The organism is Aureimonas sp. AU20 (genome assembly GCF_001442755.1).
GTDB lineage: Bacteria > Pseudomonadota > Alphaproteobacteria > Rhizobiales > Rhizobiaceae > Aureimonas.
Map to the genome: position 1 here is coordinate 3300288 of NZ_CP006367.1, position 17686 is coordinate 3317973.

General features: G+C 66.8%; 19 protein-coding genes and 1 other RNA gene. 7 read left to right on the top strand and 13 right to left on the bottom strand.

Features of this window, described 5'->3' with window-relative positions; translation table 11 throughout:
* Positions 1 to 8: 8 nt before the first annotated feature.
* The 7 genes from rsmH to M673_RS24670 all read right to left on the bottom strand — a co-directional run bounded on the left by rsmH (position 9) and on the right by M673_RS24670 (position 5370).
* Positions 9 to 1040 (bottom strand): 16S rRNA (cytosine(1402)-N(4))-methyltransferase RsmH, encoded by a 1032-nt coding sequence (gene rsmH / locus M673_RS14970; protein ID WP_061976777.1) that lies wholly within the window; start codon positions 1038 to 1040, stop codon positions 9 to 11.
* On the bottom strand, positions 1037 to 1498 hold the full coding sequence (gene mraZ / locus M673_RS14975; RefSeq protein WP_061976778.1) for a division/cell wall cluster transcriptional repressor MraZ: 462 nt from the start codon (positions 1496 to 1498) through the stop codon (positions 1037 to 1039). The genes rsmH and mraZ overlap by 4 nt, the downstream gene beginning before the upstream one ends.
* A 705-nt stretch (positions 1499 to 2203) precedes the next feature.
* An RNA gene (rnpB, locus tag M673_RS14980) (RNase P RNA component class A) lies at positions 2204 to 2594 on the bottom strand.
* A gap of 111 nt (positions 2595 to 2705) precedes the next feature.
* Positions 2706 to 3287 carry a lytic transglycosylase domain-containing protein gene (locus tag M673_RS14985; protein ID WP_061976779.1) on the bottom strand — a complete coding sequence of 194 codons (582 nt, stop codon included), beginning with the start codon at positions 3285 to 3287 and terminating at the stop codon, positions 2706 to 2708.
* A gap of 201 nt (positions 3288 to 3488) precedes the next feature.
* The gene (locus M673_RS14990; RefSeq protein WP_061976780.1) at positions 3489 to 4232 is read right to left on the bottom strand and encodes an N-acetylmuramoyl-L-alanine amidase; all 744 of its coding nucleotides are present in this window, start codon (positions 4230 to 4232) and stop codon (positions 3489 to 3491) included.
* Positions 4229 to 4948 carry a J domain-containing protein gene (locus M673_RS14995; protein WP_061977880.1) on the bottom strand — a complete coding sequence of 240 codons (720 nt, stop codon included), beginning with the start codon at positions 4946 to 4948 and terminating at the stop codon, positions 4229 to 4231. Before M673_RS14995 ends, M673_RS14990 begins: the two co-directional genes overlap by 4 nt.
* Positions 4949 to 5130: 182 nt before the next feature.
* The gene (locus M673_RS24670; protein ID WP_187301273.1) at positions 5131 to 5370 is read right to left on the bottom strand and encodes a hypothetical protein; all 240 of its coding nucleotides are present in this window, start codon (positions 5368 to 5370) and stop codon (positions 5131 to 5133) included.
* Positions 5371 to 5570: 200 nt separating this feature from the next.
* Between M673_RS24670 and M673_RS15005 the strand changes: the two genes are divergently transcribed.
* Both M673_RS15005 and M673_RS15010 read left to right on the top strand, forming a co-directional pair.
* On the top strand, positions 5571 to 6380 hold the full coding sequence (locus M673_RS15005) for a glycoside hydrolase family 25 protein (RefSeq protein ID WP_061976782.1): 810 nt from the start codon (positions 5571 to 5573) through the stop codon (positions 6378 to 6380).
* A gap of 70 nt (positions 6381 to 6450) precedes the next feature.
* Positions 6451 to 7650 (top strand): lytic murein transglycosylase, encoded by a 1200-nt coding sequence (locus M673_RS15010; protein ID WP_061976783.1) that lies wholly within the window; start codon positions 6451 to 6453, stop codon positions 7648 to 7650.
* An 87-nt stretch (positions 7651 to 7737) separates the two neighbouring features.
* Here the strand turns inward: M673_RS15010 and M673_RS15015 are convergent, their stop codons facing one another.
* The 5 genes from M673_RS15015 to M673_RS15035 form a co-directional block, all read right to left on the bottom strand.
* A complete protein-coding gene (locus M673_RS15015) occupies positions 7738 to 8691 on the bottom strand; it encodes a glycine--tRNA ligase subunit alpha (protein WP_061976784.1) in 954 nt (317 codons plus the stop codon).
* Between the two features lie 298 nt (positions 8692 to 8989).
* Positions 8990 to 9181, bottom strand: coding sequence for a hypothetical protein (locus M673_RS15020; protein WP_061976785.1), 192 nt, complete (start codon positions 9179 to 9181; stop codon positions 8990 to 8992).
* 61 nt (positions 9182 to 9242) lie between these two features.
* Positions 9243 to 10121, bottom strand: coding sequence for a S49 family peptidase (locus M673_RS15025; protein WP_148640086.1), 879 nt, complete (start codon positions 10119 to 10121; stop codon positions 9243 to 9245).
* Between the two features lie 72 nt (positions 10122 to 10193).
* Entirely contained in the window at positions 10194 to 10991 is a 798-nt protein-coding gene (locus tag M673_RS15030) for a tRNA1(Val) (adenine(37)-N6)-methyltransferase (protein WP_082639492.1), read from the bottom strand.
* Positions 10969 to 11196 (bottom strand): putative signal transducing protein, encoded by a 228-nt coding sequence (locus M673_RS15035; protein WP_061976788.1) that lies wholly within the window; start codon positions 11194 to 11196, stop codon positions 10969 to 10971. The genes M673_RS15030 and M673_RS15035 overlap by 23 nt, the downstream gene beginning before the upstream one ends.
* Before the next feature lie 143 nt (positions 11197 to 11339).
* Between M673_RS15035 and M673_RS15040 the strand changes: the two genes are divergently transcribed.
* The 4 genes from M673_RS15040 (at position 11340) to moaB (ending at position 15818) form a co-directional block, all read left to right on the top strand.
* The gene (locus tag M673_RS15040) at positions 11340 to 12353 is read left to right on the top strand and encodes a polyprenyl synthetase family protein (protein WP_148640087.1); all 1014 of its coding nucleotides are present in this window, start codon (positions 11340 to 11342) and stop codon (positions 12351 to 12353) included.
* A 158-nt stretch (positions 12354 to 12511) separates the two neighbouring features.
* Positions 12512 to 14347 carry a tetratricopeptide repeat protein gene (locus M673_RS15045; RefSeq protein ID WP_061976789.1) on the top strand — a complete coding sequence of 612 codons (1836 nt, stop codon included), beginning with the start codon at positions 12512 to 12514 and terminating at the stop codon, positions 14345 to 14347.
* A gap of 11 nt (positions 14348 to 14358) precedes the next feature.
* Positions 14359 to 15270: a 4-(cytidine 5'-diphospho)-2-C-methyl-D-erythritol kinase gene (locus tag M673_RS15050; protein WP_061976790.1), complete on the top strand. Its 912-nt coding sequence runs from the start codon at positions 14359 to 14361 to the stop codon at positions 15268 to 15270.
* On the top strand, positions 15267 to 15818 hold the full coding sequence (gene moaB, locus M673_RS15055) for a molybdenum cofactor biosynthesis protein B (RefSeq protein WP_061976791.1): 552 nt from the start codon (positions 15267 to 15269) through the stop codon (positions 15816 to 15818). The genes M673_RS15050 and moaB overlap by 4 nt, the downstream gene beginning before the upstream one ends.
* A gap of 47 nt (positions 15819 to 15865) precedes the next feature.
* Here moaB and M673_RS15060 read toward each other — a convergent pair whose 3' ends face one another.
* Positions 15866 to 16357, bottom strand: a complete 492-nt coding sequence (locus M673_RS15060; protein ID WP_061976792.1) for a hypothetical protein — start codon at positions 16355 to 16357, stop codon at positions 15866 to 15868.
* Between the two features lie 196 nt (positions 16358 to 16553).
* Here M673_RS15060 and M673_RS15065 point away from each other — a divergent pair, with 196 nt between their 5' ends.
* Positions 16554 to 17654 (top strand): PA0069 family radical SAM protein, encoded by a 1101-nt coding sequence (locus M673_RS15065; protein WP_061977882.1) that lies wholly within the window; start codon positions 16554 to 16556, stop codon positions 17652 to 17654.
* Positions 17655 to 17686 lie beyond the last annotated feature (32 nt).

The following is a 17686-nucleotide window of genomic DNA, read 5'->3' on the forward strand; positions in this document are numbered from 1 at the left end:
GGGACGGTTCAAGCTCCGGACGGCAGGTCGGCGAGCGACGGCAGATCGATGAAGTCCGTCGCCTCCCCTTCCGCGCGCGGAGGCGCCTGGGTGCGGACGGCGGATCGCAGCTTGGCCGAGCGGGCCCGAGGATTGAGGGCGATTTCCTCCTCCTCGCCGCCCACCGGCCGGTTGCGCGATTCGAATGTGCGGTCCTTATGCTGAACATCCGGTAAATGCCGCGAGGTCGTCGCCGCTTCCGAGCGATCGCGCAGGAAGCGCTTCACGATCCGATCCTCCAGCGAATGGAAGGTGACGACGGCAAGCCGGCCGCCGGGCTTCAACACGCGCTCGGCCGCGACAAGGGCGCGCGTCAGCTCGCCGAGCTCGTCGTTCACATAGATGCGCAGCGCCTGGAAGGTGCGCGTCGCGGGGTCGATCCGATCCTTGGGCGCGCGCCCGATGACGCGGCCGACGAGTTGAGCGAGATCCAGCGTGCGCTCGAACGGGCGCTCGGCGCGCCGCGCCTCGATGGCGCGCGCGATGCGCCCGGCCTGGCGCTCCTCGCCGAGGAAATTCAGGATGCGCGCGAGATCGCCCACCTTCAGCCGGTTCACCACATCGGCGGCGCTTGGGCCGGAACGGCTCATGCGCATGTCGAGCGGCCCATCCTTCTGGAAGGAGAAGCCGCGCTCGGCCTCGTCGATCTGCATTGAGGAGACGCCGATATCGAGCACCACGCCGTCCACCATCCTGCCGGCCTCGCGCTCGACGATGGATTGGAGATCACCAAACTGGCCATGAACGAGACTGAGGCCCGGCTGGGCCGCCAGCATGGGCGCGGCCGCCGCGATCGCCGTCGGATCGCGGTCGATGCCCAGAATGCGGGCGCCAGACGCAAGAAGGGCGGCTGAGTAGCCGCCCGCCCCGAACGTCCCGTCGACGATCAGATCGCCGGGACCGGGATCGAGCGCCTCCAGAACTGGCCGGAGGAGCACCGGAATGTGACGAACCGGTCCGCCATCGGCAGGTTCCTCAACCGTGCCGTGATCCGTCATCATTCCGGCGCACCCTCGGACATGCCTCGAGTGGTGCGACGCGCCGTCAGACGGGCACGCGCTTCCGCTCGATAGGCCTCGAACCGAGATGGCTCCCAGAGTTGGAAGAAGTGGTTGCGCCCCACGAAGGCGACGCGATCCGTGATGCCCGTGTGGGAGCGTATGAAGTCGGTCACCATGATGCGCCCCTCGGCATCGAATTTCAGAAAGGCGCCGTCGCCATAGGCAAAGAGCGACATGTCCGAATAGTCCTCGCTGAAGGGGTCCTCCTGGGCCATGCGCGTTTCGTAGCGCTCTAGGAGATCCATCCCGCCCACGTCGATCGCGGGCTGGCCGATGGCCTGCAGCGCGTAAAGCTCCCGCTGCCCGCGCGCGGCCAAGACCTGCCGAAAGGGAGCTGGAACGGAAACGCGGCCCTTGGCGTCGATATTGTTGACCGAATTGGAAAGGAACCGGTCCATCGTCGCCGTCGACCGCTCCTCTTTTCTCCCGATCCCTCACGACACCCCCACCCGCGCTTCACGCCGAAATCAGCACACAAACTCACACGCAGAAGGCAGAACCGCCCACGCCGCCCGGCCAAAACACGCCGGAAACGATGCTCGCCAATGTTTGAATTCGGCCCGAAAACGGGCCTTCAGGATGAATTTGGGATACCATGGGACCCTATGGGGGTCAATGGGAACGGGCCGTTCACGAGGTGGCAGACGACCTGTTGCAGCCTTGCCGCAACCTCTTTCGTTAACCAATCTTTACAGATGCTTAAAGCCACGAATGCAAGCATCGCTGGAAGGTAAGACCAGCCTTGCGGCTCGGGTGAGCAAGGACAGTCGAGCTAGCCTAAACAAGCAGTTACGAGCGCCGATTGAAATTTCGTAAGGCAGCACAAGGTTCGGAAAGTTTTTTCCACCGCTCGAATCCACCAGATCAAAAACCTGCGGGCCGCTCTTGAAGTTTCCGAAAACAGGAAATTTACAGCAAGCCGGTCCGGCAGACCAAACTGTCGCAGGGCTTGCGGCTCTCGAAGGCCCAAACCGGATCGAATGTGGGGCGCCCTCCCATGGTCGGGTGGGACGCGCTCCCATGCCGCGAGCGAGCCTAACCCCAAGACTCGAGGAAGCCTTTGGAAGACCCCAGCGGCAGGGCATATCCGATGTCACGTGCGAAGAGCCAGCCGGCCTATAAGCCGGGTTCTGTGCGACGGCTTGCGCCGTCCGGCGACCATTCCTCTGGGATGCCGCTCGCGCGGCACCTCAAGCAACCCACCCGAACGATCGACCCGGAGAGGGCTGGCGGTTTCCCGCCGCGTCGTTCCTATTCGGTCTTGCTCCCGGTGGGGTTTGCCCTGCCGCCGCCATTGCTGGAAGCGCGGTGGGCTCTTACCCCACCGTTTCACCCTTACCCCTTGCACGAAGCGAAGGGCGGTTTGTTTTCTGTGGCACTTTCCCTGGGGTCGCCCCCGCCGGGCGTTACCCGGCACCGTTTCTCCGTGGAGCCCGGACTTTCCTCCCCCGCCGTCTTTCGACTTATGACGGGAGCGGCCGCCCGGCCGGCTGGCAAGCGGTCATGTCGCCCGCCCGGCCGAACGTGTCAAGCGAGCAGACTGCCTGGGGGCCTGTTTCGACGCCTCGGACGGCGAGATCCGCGCCCCACTATTTCGGGATGGCCTCAGAGCGAGGCGAGAACCAGTTTCACCTTCTCGCAATAGCGCGCCGAGGTGGGGTTCATGCGCCGCGAATAATGGCCGGCATTGTACTTGAGGATCGTGCCGCAAAGCGTTCCACCGCCACGCCGTTCGGCGCCGGCGAGATATTTCATGCCGTATTTGATGTTGACTTCCGGGTTGTAGAGATCGGTCGCATCGCCGACGAAGCCCATGTCGCGGGCGGTCGCGGGCTTGATCTGCATGAGGCCGATCTCGCCGGCCCGGCCCGTCACTTCGATGCGGTAGTTGCTTTCCACGGAGACGATGGCATGCGCCAGTTCCACCGGCACGCCGTTGGCCCGCGCCTCGCGCTCGATAATGTCGGCGAAGGGCTTTTCCGAAAGGCGATCGGCCTCCGTTTCGGCTTCATCCGTCTCGACTGCATTCGCCGGGGCGGCAGTCTCGTCGGGGTCGGTCAGGTTCTGGCTGGAGACGATCTTCTCGATCGGGGCGGTGGAAGTGGAAGAGGCGGTATCGGCGGTTGCGGCGGAAACATGCGCAAGCGCAAGCGTCACGGCGGTGGCCATGGCAGGCAGTCGTCTCATTTCGGTCCTGTGGTCTTCGACCCGGCCGGCGCAACAAGCCGGCGGCATCGTCCCCTCTCGGCCGCAAATCCTCAGCGGCGGTGCAGAGGCGTTTTGCCCCGCAAATCGACCCGGAGTGCGGCGGCGAAGTAACGGAATGTTAACGCCTGAAACAAAACGCGCTTGAACCAAGCCCTGGCTAACGCGTTTGAGGCGCCCAGATCAGACCTGCTTGAGCAAAGTTCGAAGGATTTCGACGGTCTCGCGATCGGCCCGGCCATCGACGTGGCGTGGCCGGAAGTGACGCTGGAAGGCCGCTGTCACCAACCGGGCCTCATCCCCGAAGATGCCGTCGATTCGCAGTCCATAACCATAGGCCGCGAGATGGCGTTGGTAGGCCTCCACCTCCGCTCCGCGATCCCCTTCGCAGAGCAAAACTTCGTTTTCCTTAATATTGGTCGTGCACCAAACACCGATGCCCGCTTGAAAAAGTTGATCCCAAGGGAACAACTCGCCGGGGTCTTCCTTCCGATCCGGCGCGATATCGGAATGAGCCAGCACCAAATGTGGCGCGATTTTCCATCTCTCGCCACAATCTCTACACAATTCGATCACCGCCTCGATCTGCCGTTGAGGAAACGGGCGGTAGCCGTGCTCGTGTCCGGGATTGACGATCTCGATGCCGATCGAGCGCGAGTTGATGTCGGTGTGGCCTTGCCAGCTTCCCCTCCCCGCATGCCAGGCGCGCTGCGCCTCGGGAACGAGTTGCAGAATCTCGCCGTCTTCCTCAACGACATAGTGGGAGGAAACTTCGCTGGCGGGGTCGGTCAGCCGCGCCAGCGCCTCTTCGCCGCTGCGCATCCCGGTGTAATGGAGGAGGAGGATATCGGGGCCAGCAACACCGCGCCGGCCGTTCTGGTTGGGAGAGGGGACGAGTCGGGAGACGAGCGGCGTGTCCGCCTTCATTCCGCGGGCGCCAGCTTGCCGACCGTTGCCCAGGCCGCGTTGATCGCCTTCATACGCTCGGTCGCGATCGCCATGAACTCCTGCGGAACGCCCCGCGCCACAAGCCGGTCGGGATGGTTCTCCTTGACCAGTTCAAGATAGCGGCGGCGGATCGTCTCGACGCTGTCGGTCGGCTCGACGCCCAGCACGGCATAGGCGCCTGTCTCGCCGCCCACGACATGGCGCGCCTTCAGGCGCTCGAACTCGCGCTCGCTGATGTCGAAGAGTTCCGCCACGCGGTGCAGGAAGCTCATCTCGCGCTCGTGCACGAATCCGTCCGCGCCGGCGATATGGAACAGGCCGTCGAGAACGTCGGTCAGAAGCGCGCAGTCCCGCTGCTCGCTGCCGCAGAGCGAGCGCATGCGCAGCGCATAGGCTTCGAAGCCCGCCGTGTCCTGCTTGGCGAGGTCGTAGAGCCGGAAGACGTTGCGCACTTCCTCGGGCGGAATCGCAAAGATCCGGCGGAAGGCGTTGATCTCATTCTGACTGACGACGCCGTCGGCCTTGGCCATCTTGGCCGAGAGGGCGATCATGGCGACGGAAAAGGCGACGCGATTGCGCGTTTCGCGGTCGGCCGCGAAGGCCGAGCGGATACGCTCCACCAGGGCCTCGACGGTGGCCGCACCGCTGGCGGCGAGATCCCGCACGAGTTGCGCGAGGCTCGAATAGATCGACATGGTCTTTCCGTTTCCGTCGCGCCGCAGGAGCGCCCGAGTCGGCATCTTATCGCAGCCAGCAATTTCGCAACAGCGAAAGCGTGCAGGGAAAGCCGGCCTTGCGTCACGAAAAAGGGCCCGCGCTGATGGCGCGAGCCCGGTCTGGCGTGGGCCGATCCCACGCGCCCGAAGGCTGAGATGGGTTACGGCGTCGTGGTCGTGCCCGACGTGCCGGTGGTGCCGGTTGCGCCCGGCGTGGCGGTCATTCCGGTGGTGCCCGTCGTACCCGTGGCCGGCGTCGTGGTGGTGCCGGTGGCGGGAGCGGTCGTCGTGGCCGGAGCCGTCGTGCTAGCCGCAGGGGTGGACGTGCTGCTTTTGTTGTCGGAGCAGGCCGACAGCGCCAGAAGAGCAGCGGCGCCGAGAGCAAGAGAGATCGTCTTCATCTGAGGTCTTCCTGTTGTTGGTCTGCTGCACACTGAACGAGCCAAATCCCATTCGGTTCGCCCAAAAACCGATCACGCTGCATTTCAGCGATCACATTAAAGCCGGCTCACCAATCGGTGAGACTGCGTAAGGAACAGCCCGGCGTAAGGTCCGATCCTCAGTTTGCCGCCGCAGAACGAGGCGGGACGGGAGCGGCACGATGCGGGTTGAAGGCGGGACGACCCCATTCGGTCTGCCGTTCGGGCGGCGCCGGGCCTGCCGCAGCCTCGCCCTCCTGGCTCTCGCCTGCCTTGCCCTGTCCAGCTGCCGCTCCGTCTCGCTCGACGCGACCGAACTCGGCCTGACACCCATTGCCGGCTCGAAACCCGAGCACTATCCCGTCCACGGCATCGACGTGTCGAAATACCAGGGCGACGTGGATTGGGACGCGGCGCGCAGCGGCGGCGTGGCCTTCGCCTATCTGAAATCAACCGAGGGCGGCGACCGCGTCGACTCTTCCTTCCTGCGCAACTGGAAATACGCCAAAGCCGCCGGCGTGCCGCGCGGCGCCTATCACTTCTTCTATTGGTGCCGGCCGGGCATCGAGCAGGCGCGCTGGTTCATCGCCAACGTGCCGCGCGACCCGGACGCCCTCCCCCCGGTGCTCGATGTGGAGTGGACGCCGGATTCGCCGACCTGCACCCGCCGCCCGCCGCGCGAGGAGATGGTGCGTGAGATGACCGCGTTTCTGAACGCGGTGGAGCGCTACTACGGCGTCCGGCCCATCATCTACGCGCCGATCGACATTCACCGCGACCGGCTGGAGGGCACCTTTCCCAAGCACCAGTTCTGGCTGCGCGGCGTGAAGGATCATCCGAGCGAGAACTATCCCGGCCGCGACTGGCGCTTCTGGCAATGGACGGCGACCGGCACCGTGCCGGGCGTCGAGGGCGAGGTGGACCGCAACGCCTTCGCCGGCACGAAGGCTGACTGGCAGGCCTGGCTCAAGACCCATCGCCCTGCTTCCTAAGCTGCCTTCTTCAAAGCGCCGCAGTTTGTCTGTTAGGCCGGGCGCATTCTCCTCCCGAAACGGACCCGCCATGACCTCTTCGTTCAGACATGTGCTTCTCGCCTCCACCTTGCTTCTGGCCGGCGTCGGCTCGGCCGCGGCGCAGAGCGCGCAATGCGGCGGGGACTGGAACGGGTTCTTGCAAGGCGTGCGGGCAGAGGCCGAGGCCAAGGGCCTGTCGAAGAGCGGCGTCGATCGGGCGCTGGCCAATGTCCGCCAAGACGAGAAGGTCCTGGCGCGCGATCGCGGACAGGGCGTGTTCCAGCAGGAATGGCTGCGGTTCCAAGGCCGCATGGTGAACAAGGATCGGCTGGCGCGCGGCAAGGCCAACATCCAGAAATACGCCTCGACCTTCCGCGACGTGGAGGCCAAGACCGGCGTGCCGGCCGCCGTCATCACGAGCTTCTGGGGCCTTGAGACCGACTACGGCGCGGTGCTGGGCGATTTCGACACGCTCTCGGCGCTGGCGACCCTGGCGCATGACTGCCGCCGCCCGGAGATCTTCCGCCCGCACCTGATCTCGGCGATCGAGCTGGTGGATCGTGGCTATCTCCGGCCCGACCAGATGAAGGGCGCCTGGGCCGGCGAGCTCGGTCAGACGCAGATCCTGCCGGAGGACTACATCGCCTTCGGAACGGACGAGGACGGCAACGGCCAGATCAACCTCCTGACCGACGTGCCGGACGTGTTGATGACGACCGGCAAATTCATCCAGTCCATGGGCTGGCGCAAGGGCGAGCCCTGGCTGGAAGCCATCCGCATGCCGGCGAACTTCCCCTACGACCGCGCGGCGCTGGTCAACAAGGAGCCGCGTTCCGAGTTCGCCAAGCTCGGCGTCACCAAGTCCGACGGAACGCCGCTGGAGCGCGACGGCATGATGGCCTCGATCATCCTGCCGCAGGGCAAGGGCGGCCCGGCCTTCCTCGCCTTCCCGAATTTCGACATCTACCTCAAGTGGAACAACTCGCTGACCTATTCGCTGACCGCCGGCTATTTCGGCACGCGGTTGGCGGGCGGCCCGGAGGTGGACGCCGGCAAGCCGCAGCCCGGCCTCGACGGCGAGGGCATGAAGCGGCTGCAGCAGCGCCTCGTCTCGCTCGGCTACGATGTCGGCAAGGTGGACGGGATCTTAGGCGCCAACACCCGCGCGGCGGTGGCGACCGAGCAGCAGAAGCACGGCATGGCGCCGGACGGCTGGCCGACCGCCGAACTCCTGGCCAAGCTGGGCTGAGCCGGATCACCATCAAACGAAAAAGGGCGGCCTCTCGGGGCCGCCCTTTTTTATTCCATCCCCTCCCCCTCGACGGGGAAGCGAAAGTCAGGCCACGGCCTTCCAGTGGATGCCGCCGGCATCGGTCAGGAGGAAGGCCTCGCCGCAGGCTTTAGCCAGCGTGCGAACGCGCAGAATGTAGCTCTGGCGTTCCGTCACCGAGATGACGCCGCGCGCGTCGAGCAGATTGAAGACATGGCTCGCCTTGATCGCTTGGTCATAGGCGGGGAAGACGCATTTGTGCAGGGCCTGATTGGCGCCCGCGCCCGGCGCGCCGGCGTCGAGCAGCGCGCGGCACTCGGCCTCCGCGTCCTCGAAATGGCGCAAGAGCGTCTGCGTGTTGGCGAACTCGAAATTGTGCCGGGAATATTCCTGCTCGGCCTGCAGGAACACGTCGCCGTAGGTGACCTTCTCGTCACCCTCGCGGCCGTTGAAGTTGAGGTCGTAAACGTTGTCGACGTTCTGCACATACATGGCGAGGCGTTCCAGGCCATAGGTCAGCTCGCCCGCCACAGGCGCGCATTCGATGCCGCAAACCTGCTGGAAATAGGTGAACTGAGAGACCTCCATCCCATCGCACCAGCATTCCCAGCCGAGGCCCCAGGCGCCCAGCGTCGGCGACTCCCAGTCGTCCTCGACGAAGCGGATGTCGTGCAGCGCTGTGTCGATGCCGATCGCCTTCAGCGAGCCGAGATAAAGCTCCTGAAGGTTGGACGGGTTGGGCTTCAGGAGCACCTGATACTGATAGTAATGCTGGAGCCGGTTCGGGTTCTCGCCGTAGCGCCCGTCTTTGGGCCGGCGCGAGGGCTGCACATAGGCCGCGTTCCACGGCCGGGGTCCGAGCGCGCGCAGCGTGGTGGCGGGATGGAACGTGCCCGCGCCGACTTCCATGTCGTAGGGCTGAAGAACGACGCAGCCGTAATCGGCCCAATAGCGATGCAGCGCCAGGATCAAGCCCTGGAACGAGCGTTCGGGCCGCATGTGGGGGGCGAGGTCGGACATGGGGCACCTTTCCGGCTAACCAGCATGGCGGCACTCCGATCCGCGATCGGGGCCGCCTCTTTGAGGGCGAGTTGCCACGGAGCCGCCGGAGGGGTCAAGCCTCACGCTCAGAACACGGACCAAAACCTGCCGGGGTCGGCTGGCCGGTTCTTTTGCCCGGTCACTCCGTTGCAAATGCTCGCCGATGCCGCCGGCATCGACTGATGCTTCGCTCCTTGCGAACCGGTCAAATCCCTCGCCCATAATTTGCCCGCAGGTCTTGTCCCGCGTTCTCGGTCTCGGGCTTCACCCGGCGCGATCAATCCCGCCTGAGGCGAAACACGCCGTCCTCGTCCCGCACCAGCGTTCCTTGCGCGCCGGTGCGCATTTCCGCCTCGGAGCGCCGGTTGCGCTCCGACACGCGCGCGGCATCGCGCTGCATCTGCTGGTATCCGAAATAGGCCGCCGCGCCGACAAGGCCGAAAAGCAGGATGGGCATCAGATCCGCCATGGTTCGTCCATCCCGACTTTCCTTCCCAATCCCGGCAAAGGCAAGGCGCCGGCCTCTCGGCTCAGAGCCCGTAGCGCGCCCAAAGCGCACGCTCCTCCGCCGCCTCCACGAGGCCGGACCCCAGCCCCGCGCCGATCTGCGACAGATCGAGGCCGCCGCCGAGCCGGCTCGACGCGCCGCCGCCCCGCAAGCCGAACAGGCCCCGCTTGGGGCCGATCAGCTGCAGCTTGACCTTGTCGCCATAGTGACCGCGCAGAACGGTGCGCAGATCGCTCAAGCAATCCACCAGCCCGAGATCTAGCCCCCGCGTGCCCGACCAGAACAGGCCGGTGAAGAGATCGGGATCGTCGGCGAGCTTGGCGCCGCGCCGGGCCTTCACGAGATCGATGAAGGTCTTGTGGACGTCGAGCTGAAGGGCTTTCAGATGTTCCACGTCCTCCGGCCGCTCGGGGCGGAACGGATCGAGCGTCGCCTTGTTCTGTCCGGCCGTGTGGACGCGCCGCTCCACCCCGATCTTGCGGATCAGCTCCACGAAGCCGAAGCCGCCGGACACGACGCCGATCGAGCCCACCACCGTCGAGGGATCGGCCACGATCTCGTCGCCCGCGCAGGCGATCATGTAGCCGCCCGACGCGGCCACGTCTTCGCAGGCGACGATGACGTGCTTGCGCTTTTCCTCGGCGAGATCGCGGATGCGCTGGAACACGAGACGAGACTGCACCGGCGAGCCGCCCGGCGAGTTGACCGAAATGGCGACCGCCGGCGCATCCTTCATCGCGAAGGCGCGCTCCAGAAGCGGGGCAACCGAGGCGAGAGAGATGGACTGGCGGAACGGCCCGGAGGCGCCGGCCATGATGACGCCCTGGAGGCGCACCACGGGAACCACGAGCTCCTCGGAACGAAAGCGCTTGGGCAGGAGCTTCTTCAGGCGGCTGGGCACGGGGGAAACCTCGGGTCGCATTGCGTGAGGCCCCATGTAGGAAGGCGCGCGAGCCCACGCAAAGCGCTTGCGTCACGAAACGGAGAGATCGACCTCGCCGCGTGAGATCGCGCCCCGCAGCGCTTCGTCCAGAACCAGCGCCGGCAGAATGCGCAAGGGCGCGCGAGAGCCGCGAACCGCCGAGACGAGAAGCCGGATGGCGGGCCCCTCCGCCGCCGACTGCACCGGCCGAAGCGCGATCGCGCCGAAGCGCCCCTCCGCGCCCTGGAGGATCTCGCCGAGATTGTCCGGCCGCACGATCAGCGCCAGCGGCGCGCCATGGCGTGCCATGGCGCCCGCCACCGCCAGCCACCGGCCGAGAAAGCCCGGCTCGGGCAAGGATTTCGCCGCCCCGCGAAGGGCGTCCGGCGAAACCCGCCCGCCGGCGGGATGGAAAGGCGGGTTGGAGAGAATGCGGTCGAAGCTGCCGTCCGGCAGGCCCGCCGCCTCGCGCGCCGGGCGGGGGCTAAGAAGATCGAGTTCCACCACCTTCAGTCGATCAGCCAGGGCGCGATTCTCGGGCAGGGCGAGGCTTGCCCGCGCCAGATGCGCCATGTCGGGGCTGCGTTCGGCGAGGACCAGGGACAGGCCCCGAGCGCGGCTGGCGCTGGCAAAGGCGACCGCCCCCGCGCCGCTGCCCATGTCCAGCGCCAACCCCTCCGCCTCGCGCGGCACGGCGGCGGCCAGAAGCAGCGCGTCGTGCCCGGCGCGAAAGCCGCCGCGCCGGGGCTGGAGAAGATGGAAGGCACCGCCGAGAAAGGCGTCCTTCGACATGTCCCCCGCAAAGCCGGGTTCGGTCGCCGTCGCCTCAGCGGGTGTCGGAGAGTTCATGGCCGAGTTCCGCGTCGCGCAGGAGGCGGCGCGCCTCCTCGATCCCGTCCTCCTCCACCAGCAGGCGGCGCGGAATGGCGCCGATGGAGCCGTCCAGGATGCTCATGTGACCATCGGCCACGAAGTGGGCGATCCCGGCATCCTTCAGGAGGGCGGAGAGAAAGGACAGAAGCACCGGGTCGTTGGAGCGCACGAGTTCGATCATGATCCGACTTGGCGCGAAACCGGGGCGCGCCGCAAGGGCCGCCGGGCGCCTCTTTCAGCCTGCGGCGGAACTTGTCGCTCCATTCGCTCTTGCCGCTGGCCCCCCGCCCCGCTATTGCCCCGGCAACCGAATGGAGAATTGTCGTGAGCCTAGCCAGCCCCGTGGGTACGAAAAGGCCAGTCGCCTCGATCGATCCGATCCTCGGTCTGACGCGCGCCGACATGAACCGCGTCAACGACATGATCTTCGCCATGGCGGGATCGAATGTCGAACTGATCCCGCAGATCGCCGAACACCTGATCTCCTCGGGCGGCAAGCGCCTGCGCCCAATGCTCACCATCGCCTCGGCCCTCCTCTTCGGCTACGAGGGCGAAGGCCATGTGAAGCTCGCCGCCAGCGTCGAGTTCCTCCACACCGCGACGCTCCTGCACGACGACGTGGTGGACGAGAGCGACCTTCGGCGCGGCCGCAAGACGGCGCGCACCATCTGGGGCAACCAGGCGAGCGTTCTGGTGGGCGACTTCCTGCTCGGACAGGCCTTCAAGACTATGGTCGAGGTCGGCTCGATGCGCGCGCTCGCCATCCTTTCCAACGCCTCGGCCGTGATCGCCGAGGGCGAAGTCTGGCAGCTCTCCGCCGCCAAGAAGATGACCACCACCGAGGTTGACTACCGCGCCGTGATCGGCGCCAAGACGGCGGAGCTCTTCGCCGCCGCCGCCGAGGTCGGGCCGGTGATCGCCGAGGCCGGCGAGGACGCCGCGCGCGCCATGCGCGCCTATGGCATGCATCTCGGCATGGCCTTCCAGCTGGTGGACGACGTTCTCGACTATGGCGGCTCGGCCAGCGATCTCGGCAAGAATGTCGGCGACGATTTCCGCGAGGGCAAGATCACCCTGCCCGTCATCCTCGCCCATGCGGCGGGCGACGAGGCCGAGCGCGCCTTCTGGCGCGAGGCCATGGAAGACGGGCGCAACGACGACACGGCACTCGCCCGCGCGCGCCAGCTGATGGAGCGTCACGGCGCGCTGGAAGCGACCAAACAGCGCGCCCGCGACGAAGGCCGCCTCGCCTCCCAGGCGCTGGCCGCCATGCCGGCGGGCCCGGTGCGCAACGCGCTGGAAGCCGTGGTGGAGTTCAGCATCGACCGGATTTCTTGAGCGGCGTTTCGCCCCTGCTCTTGCGCACGGCCCCAAAATGAACAAGCTGGATTGACAAGGGAACTGGTCGGCGCCTGACGCTTGTCGGCCGCGGCGGCTTCGCCGGAGCTACGCCGGCCGTTCCGGGCCGCTCCCGCCCTTCGCAAAGGAATTCGACGTTGGATACATCGCGCATTTCGCGGATCGCTCTCTCAGCGGCGCTTGCGGCCTCGATGTTGGCGATCGGCGCGGCCGGAGCGCAGGCGAAGCCGACCAAGCCGGCCCCGGTCGTGGTGTCCAAGGGCCCGATCGAGGTGAACTCGCTGTCGGGCGCCTATCTCGCGGCCAAGCAGGCGCGCGAGAACCGCCAGCCCGACGTTGCCGCCCAATATTACGAAAAGGCGCTGTCGCTCGACCCGACCTCCGAGACACTGCAGCAGGAAGCCATGTTCGCCTATCTGGCGGACGGGCGCTTCGCCGAGGGCGTGAAACTCGCCGCGAAGCTCGCCAACAACGAGGACGTCGGCAAGGTCGCGCATATCGCGCTGGGCCTCGACGCGCTGCGCGCCAGCCGCTTCGACGCCGCGATCAGCCAGCTGAAGCTCGACGACACGAGCGACCTCGACACGCTTCTGGTCGGCCATCTCTCGGCCTGGGCCGAACTTGGCGCCGGGCGCTCCAAGGATGCGCTCGCGCGTGTCAACGCGCTGTCGGGCGCGTCCTGGTTCGCGGTCTTCAACCAGTATCAGACCGGCCTTCTCGCCGGCCTCTCGGGCAATCTGCCCGCCGCGCGCACCGCGCTGAACAGCGTGATCTCCGATCAGGCTTCGGCGCAGACCTCCGTCGATGCCTTCCTCGCCAGCGCCGAAGCGCTCGGGCGGCTGGAAGCGCGCGCCGGCAAGAAGGCCGACGCGCTCGCCGCGATCGACAAGGGCCTGGAGCTCGCGCCGGGTTACGACCCGCTGACGCAGCTGCGCGCCGAAGTCGAGGCCGGCAAGAAGGTGGCGCCGCCGATCGAGAACGCGCAGGACGGGGCGGCCGAGACGCTCTACATCCTCGGACAGGCGATCAACCGGGGAGATGGGCAGGACGTCGCCCTTCTCTACTTCCAGTTCGCCAAGGCCGTGTCGCCGACGGTCGATCCCAAGCTCCTGACCGCTATGGCCGGCGTCGCCGATCGCACGCAGCAGATCGACCTCGCCCTGTCCTACTACGAGCAGATCCCCAAGACCTCGCCCTACCGGCGCACGGCCGAGCTGCAGATGGGCCTCGATCTCTGGCAGTCTGACCGCAAGGACGACGCCAAGACCCATCTTCGCAAGGCCGTCAGCGACTATCCCAACGATCTTCAGGCGCATCTCGCCTTCGCCGACATCCTGTCGGCCGACAAGTCCTTCGCCGAGGCCGTGCCGCTGCTCGACCGCGCGCTGGAGCTCGCGCCCAAGGATTCGTCCACGCTCTGGAACATCCATTTCCAGCGCGGCATCGCCTTCGAGCGGCTGAAGCAGTGGGACAAGGCGGAGCCGGAGTTCAAGAAGGCGCTGGAGCTTTCGCCCGACCAGCCGCAGGTCCTGAACTATCTCGGCTACAGCTGGGTGGACATGAACCGCAACCTCGACGAGGGGCTGCAGATGATCCGCACCGCCGTCGATCTCAGGCCGAACGACGGCTACATCATCGATTCGCTGGGCTGGGCCTATTATCGCCTTGGCCGTTACCCCGACGCGGTGGAGCAGCTGGAGCGCGCCATTCTGCTGACGCCCGCCGATCCGACGATCAACGACCATCTGGGCGATGCCTATTGGCGCGTTGGGCGCACGCGCGAGGCGCGCTTCCAGTGGAACCGCGCGCTGATCGGCGAGCCCAAGCCCGAGCCGAACGTGGTGGAAACCGTCAAGCGCAAGCTGGCCGAGGGACTCGGGCCGGAAGCGCCCACCAAGCCGGGCGAGGTCGCGCCCGACACGGACGCGCAGCGCGCCGCCAACGAGGCGCCGGCAGCCGTCCGCCCGAACTGACGCGCATAACGGTGGACCTTCTGAAGCCATCCGCCCCGGCGCTGCATCGAGCAGCGCTGGCGCCGGCAAAGATCAATCTCGCGCTGCATGTCACAGGGCGGCGCGAGAACGGCTATCACGATCTCGACAGTCTCGTGGTCTTCGCCCGTGACGGGGATCGGCTCGCGCTGGCGCCCTCACACGAGGATCGGCTGACGATCGACGGCCCGTTCGCGAGCGACCTGCCGCTCGATCGGGGCAATCTCGTTCTGCGCGCCTTGGATCTGGCGCGCATCGGTGCCGCAGGCCTCGGCCTCGCGCTCCCTCCCCTCCACATCCATCTGCAAAAGAATCTGCCGCTCGCATCGGGCATTGGTGGCGGCTCGGCGGACGCCGCCGCGCTTCTGCGCATGCTCGGCGCGATCTGGCCCGCCATCCAGCCCGCTCTGGCCACGGAATGCCTCGCGCTCGGCGCGGACGTTCCGATGTGCCTGTCCGGCCGGGCGGCCCGCGTGCGCGGCGTCGGCGAGATCGCGGCCGCCGTCCCGCGCCTGCCGGGCTTCGGTCTCTTGCTGGTCAATTGCGGCGCGCCCGTCTCCACGCCCACCGCCTTCGCCGGGTTGGAGCGGCGCGACAACCCGCCTCTGCCTCCCCTGCACGAGGACGGCTTTATCGACCTCGCCGCCTTGGTCGACTATCTCGCAGGCACGCGCAACGATCTGGAGGCCCCGGCGCGGCACATCGTGCCCGCCATTGCCGCCGTGTGCGACGCCTTGCGCGCAGAAGAGCCGCTGTTTCACCGCATGTCCGGCTCCGGCGCCACCGTCTTCGCCCTGTTCGAGGACGAGGCGCGGGCCGAGCAGGCGGCCGTGCGGCTGCGCGCGCGCCATCCCGGCTGGTGGATCGCCTCCACCGGCGTTGATCCGATCGGAGACCGGCCATGAGCGCCCCTGACCGCCTCTTTCTTCCGCTCGGCATCGCCGTCCTTACCGTGTCCGATACGCGCAAGGCGGGGGATGATCGCTCCGGCGATACGCTGGCCGCGCGCCTCACCGAGGCAGGCCATCGCCTCGCCGCCCGCGCTATCGTGCCGGACGATCGGGACGCCATTCGCAATACGGTGCTCACCTGGTCCAGGGACCCGGAGGTGGACGTCGTCATCACGACGGGCGGCACGGGCTTCACCGGCCGCGACGTGACGCCGGAGGCGCTGGAGCCGATCTTCGAAAAGCGCATGGACGGGTTCTCGGCCGTGTTCCATCGCGTGTCGTTCGAGACGATCGGCGTATCGACCATCCAGTCCCGCGCCACGGGCGGGGTGGTGAACGCGACCTTCGTCTTCGTCCTGCCCGGCTCGCCCGGTGCCTGTCGCGACGCCTGGGACCATATCCTGAAGCCCCAGCTCGACTACCGGCACAAGCCCTGCAACTTCGTCGAGATCATGCCGCGCCTGGACGAACATCTCCGGCGCAAAGGCGGCGCGGCAGCCTGAGGGCCAGCCGTCTCCGCTCCTCCATCGGCTGAGGCAGGGCTAGGCGTTCAATCGTCGCGCTTGCGCAGCCGCTCGCTGGGCAGGCCTTCGGCCGCCTTGCCGATCGCGACTCCCGCAGCCAGACGCTTCGCCAGATGCGCTTTCGGCACCAGCCGCGCGTTGGGCCTTGCGGCGAACCAGCGTCGCCAACCCGCACGATCCCCCACTTGCAGCACGAAGCGGCCGCCTCTCGGCGCCTTCTCACGCAACTGGTTTTCGATGTGATGCGCCGCGCGCTCCGGCCAGTTTCCAGGCAAGCGGCCGCCCGCACGCAGCACCAGCACCCACTCGCCCTTCAGCATCGCGGCCGACTGGCGCAACTCGGCCAGCGAGCGCACCGAGCAGCCCGCATGGTCCGCGACGTCCAGAACATCCTTGCCGTGGGGGTCCACGACCACGACATCGCGTAGCACACCCTCGACCACGCCGGTTACCAGCGAGGACAGGGTCAGGGTCAGTTCCAGCGGGTCTTCGGCATCGAAAACAAGGACGCTCAGCATGGAACCGGCTTAACCGAGCCGAAGCGCGCTGACCAGAGCGGCGCGGATTCGCAATTTTGTTCTTGAAATGTTCTCATATGATGAATAGGACTATGGTCACAACGAGAGCAGCCACAGGGAAGCTTGTCCCATGTCCGAGATCCGCAGCCTCGAGAGAACCGACAGCCTGGGCCTGACCGGCCGCGAAGGCATCGACATGGCGCATCATGTCGTGGCGCAGTCCGGCCTTCGCATCGGCTTCGAGCGTCGGCGCGGCCGCGCGGCGGGCATCAACCCGACGGGCCGCTTCGAGCCCTTCTCGCGCTCTGTCTTCGACGATGGCTGGGCGACGATGGACGAGTTGCCGAGTTTCAAGACCGAGGTGCAGACGGAGATGGCCCGCACGGTCATCACCCGCAACACCTCCCCCGACATTTCCTTCGACCGGTCGGTGAACCCGTATCGCGGCTGCGAGCACGGGTGCATCTACTGCTTCGCCCGGCCGACACACAACTATGTCGGCCTTTCGCCGGGGCTCGATTTCGAGACCAAGCTTTTCGCAAAGCCCAACGCTGCGGAACTCCTGGAGGAAGAGATCGGCCGCGCCGGCTACGAGCCGAAGGCCATCGCGATCGGCACCAACACCGATCCCTACCAGCCGATCGAGCGCGAGCGGCGCATCATGCGCGACATGCTGGAAGTGCTGGAGGCCGCCAACCATCCGGTTGGCATCGTGACGAAGTCGGCCCTTGTGCTGCGCGATCTCGACATTCTTTCGCGAATGGCGGCCAAGGGCCTCGCCAAGGTCGCGATCTCGGTGACGACGCTCGACCGTCGTCTCGCCCGAACCATGGAGCCACGCGCCGCGACGCCCGCCAAGCGTTTGGAAGCGGTTCGCGAACTCACCAAGGCCGGCGTGCCGACCATGGTGATGACCGCGCCGATCATCCCGGGCCTGACGGATTCGGAGATCGAGCGGCTTCTGGAAGCGGCGGCGGAAGCGGGCGCTCGCGAGGTCGGCTACGTTCTTCTGCGCCTGCCGCTGGAGGTCGCACCGCTCTTCAAGGAATGGCTGCTGCAGCACTATCCCGATCGCTACCGGCATGTCCTGTCGCTCCTGCGCTCCATGCGCGGTGGTAAGGACTATGACGCGGAGTGGAACAAGCGGATGACCGGCAAGGGTCCCTACGCCATGCAGATCAAGCATCGGTTCGAAATGGCGGCCCGGCGCTTCGACTTGAACCTTGAGCGCACCCAGTTGCGCACCGACCTGTTCAGGGCGCCCAAGGGCGCTGGCGTCCAGCTGTCGCTGCTCTGAGAGACGACCGAAACCCGCGAGCTGGAAAAGCA

Excerpts from the sequence above, each read along its gene's own strand:
- M673_RS15035 (WP_061976788.1), bottom strand. The coding sequence starts at position 11,196 with ATGATCGAACTCGTGCGCTCCAACGACCCGGTGCTTCTGTCCTTTCTC.
- rsmH (WP_061976777.1), bottom strand. The coding sequence starts at position 1,040 with ATGATGACGGATCACGGCACGGTTGAGGAACCTGCCGATGGCGGACCG.
- M673_RS15015 (WP_061976784.1), bottom strand. The coding sequence starts at position 8,691 with ATGTCCGACCTCGCCCCCCACATGCGGCCCGAACGCTCGTTCCAGGGC.
- M673_RS14985 (WP_061976779.1), bottom strand. The coding sequence starts at position 3,287 with ATGAGACGACTGCCTGCCATGGCCACCGCCGTGACGCTTGCGCTTGCG.
- M673_RS15005 (WP_061976782.1), top strand. The coding sequence starts at position 5,571 with ATGCGGGTTGAAGGCGGGACGACCCCATTCGGTCTGCCGTTCGGGCGG.
- moaB (WP_061976791.1), top strand. The coding sequence starts at position 15,267 with ATGAGCGCCCCTGACCGCCTCTTTCTTCCGCTCGGCATCGCCGTCCTT.
- M673_RS15030 (WP_082639492.1), bottom strand. The coding sequence starts at position 10,991 with ATGAACTCTCCGACACCCGCTGAGGCGACGGCGACCGAACCCGGCTTT.
- M673_RS15010 (WP_061976783.1), top strand. The coding sequence starts at position 6,451 with ATGACCTCTTCGTTCAGACATGTGCTTCTCGCCTCCACCTTGCTTCTG.
- M673_RS15060 (WP_061976792.1), bottom strand. The coding sequence starts at position 16,357 with ATGCTGAGCGTCCTTGTTTTCGATGCCGAAGACCCGCTGGAACTGACC.
- M673_RS15065 (WP_061977882.1), top strand. The coding sequence starts at position 16,554 with ATGGCGCATCATGTCGTGGCGCAGTCCGGCCTTCGCATCGGCTTCGAG.
- M673_RS15020 (WP_061976785.1), bottom strand. The coding sequence starts at position 9,181 with ATGGCGGATCTGATGCCCATCCTGCTTTTCGGCCTTGTCGGCGCGGCG.
- M673_RS24670 (WP_187301273.1), bottom strand. The coding sequence starts at position 5,370 with ATGAAGACGATCTCTCTTGCTCTCGGCGCCGCTGCTCTTCTGGCGCTG.
- M673_RS14995 (WP_061977880.1), bottom strand. The coding sequence starts at position 4,948 with ATGTCGATCTATTCGAGCCTCGCGCAACTCGTGCGGGATCTCGCCGCC.
- M673_RS14990 (WP_061976780.1), bottom strand. The coding sequence starts at position 4,232 with ATGAAGGCGGACACGCCGCTCGTCTCCCGACTCGTCCCCTCTCCCAAC.
- mraZ (WP_061976778.1), bottom strand. The coding sequence starts at position 1,498 with ATGGACCGGTTCCTTTCCAATTCGGTCAACAATATCGACGCCAAGGGC.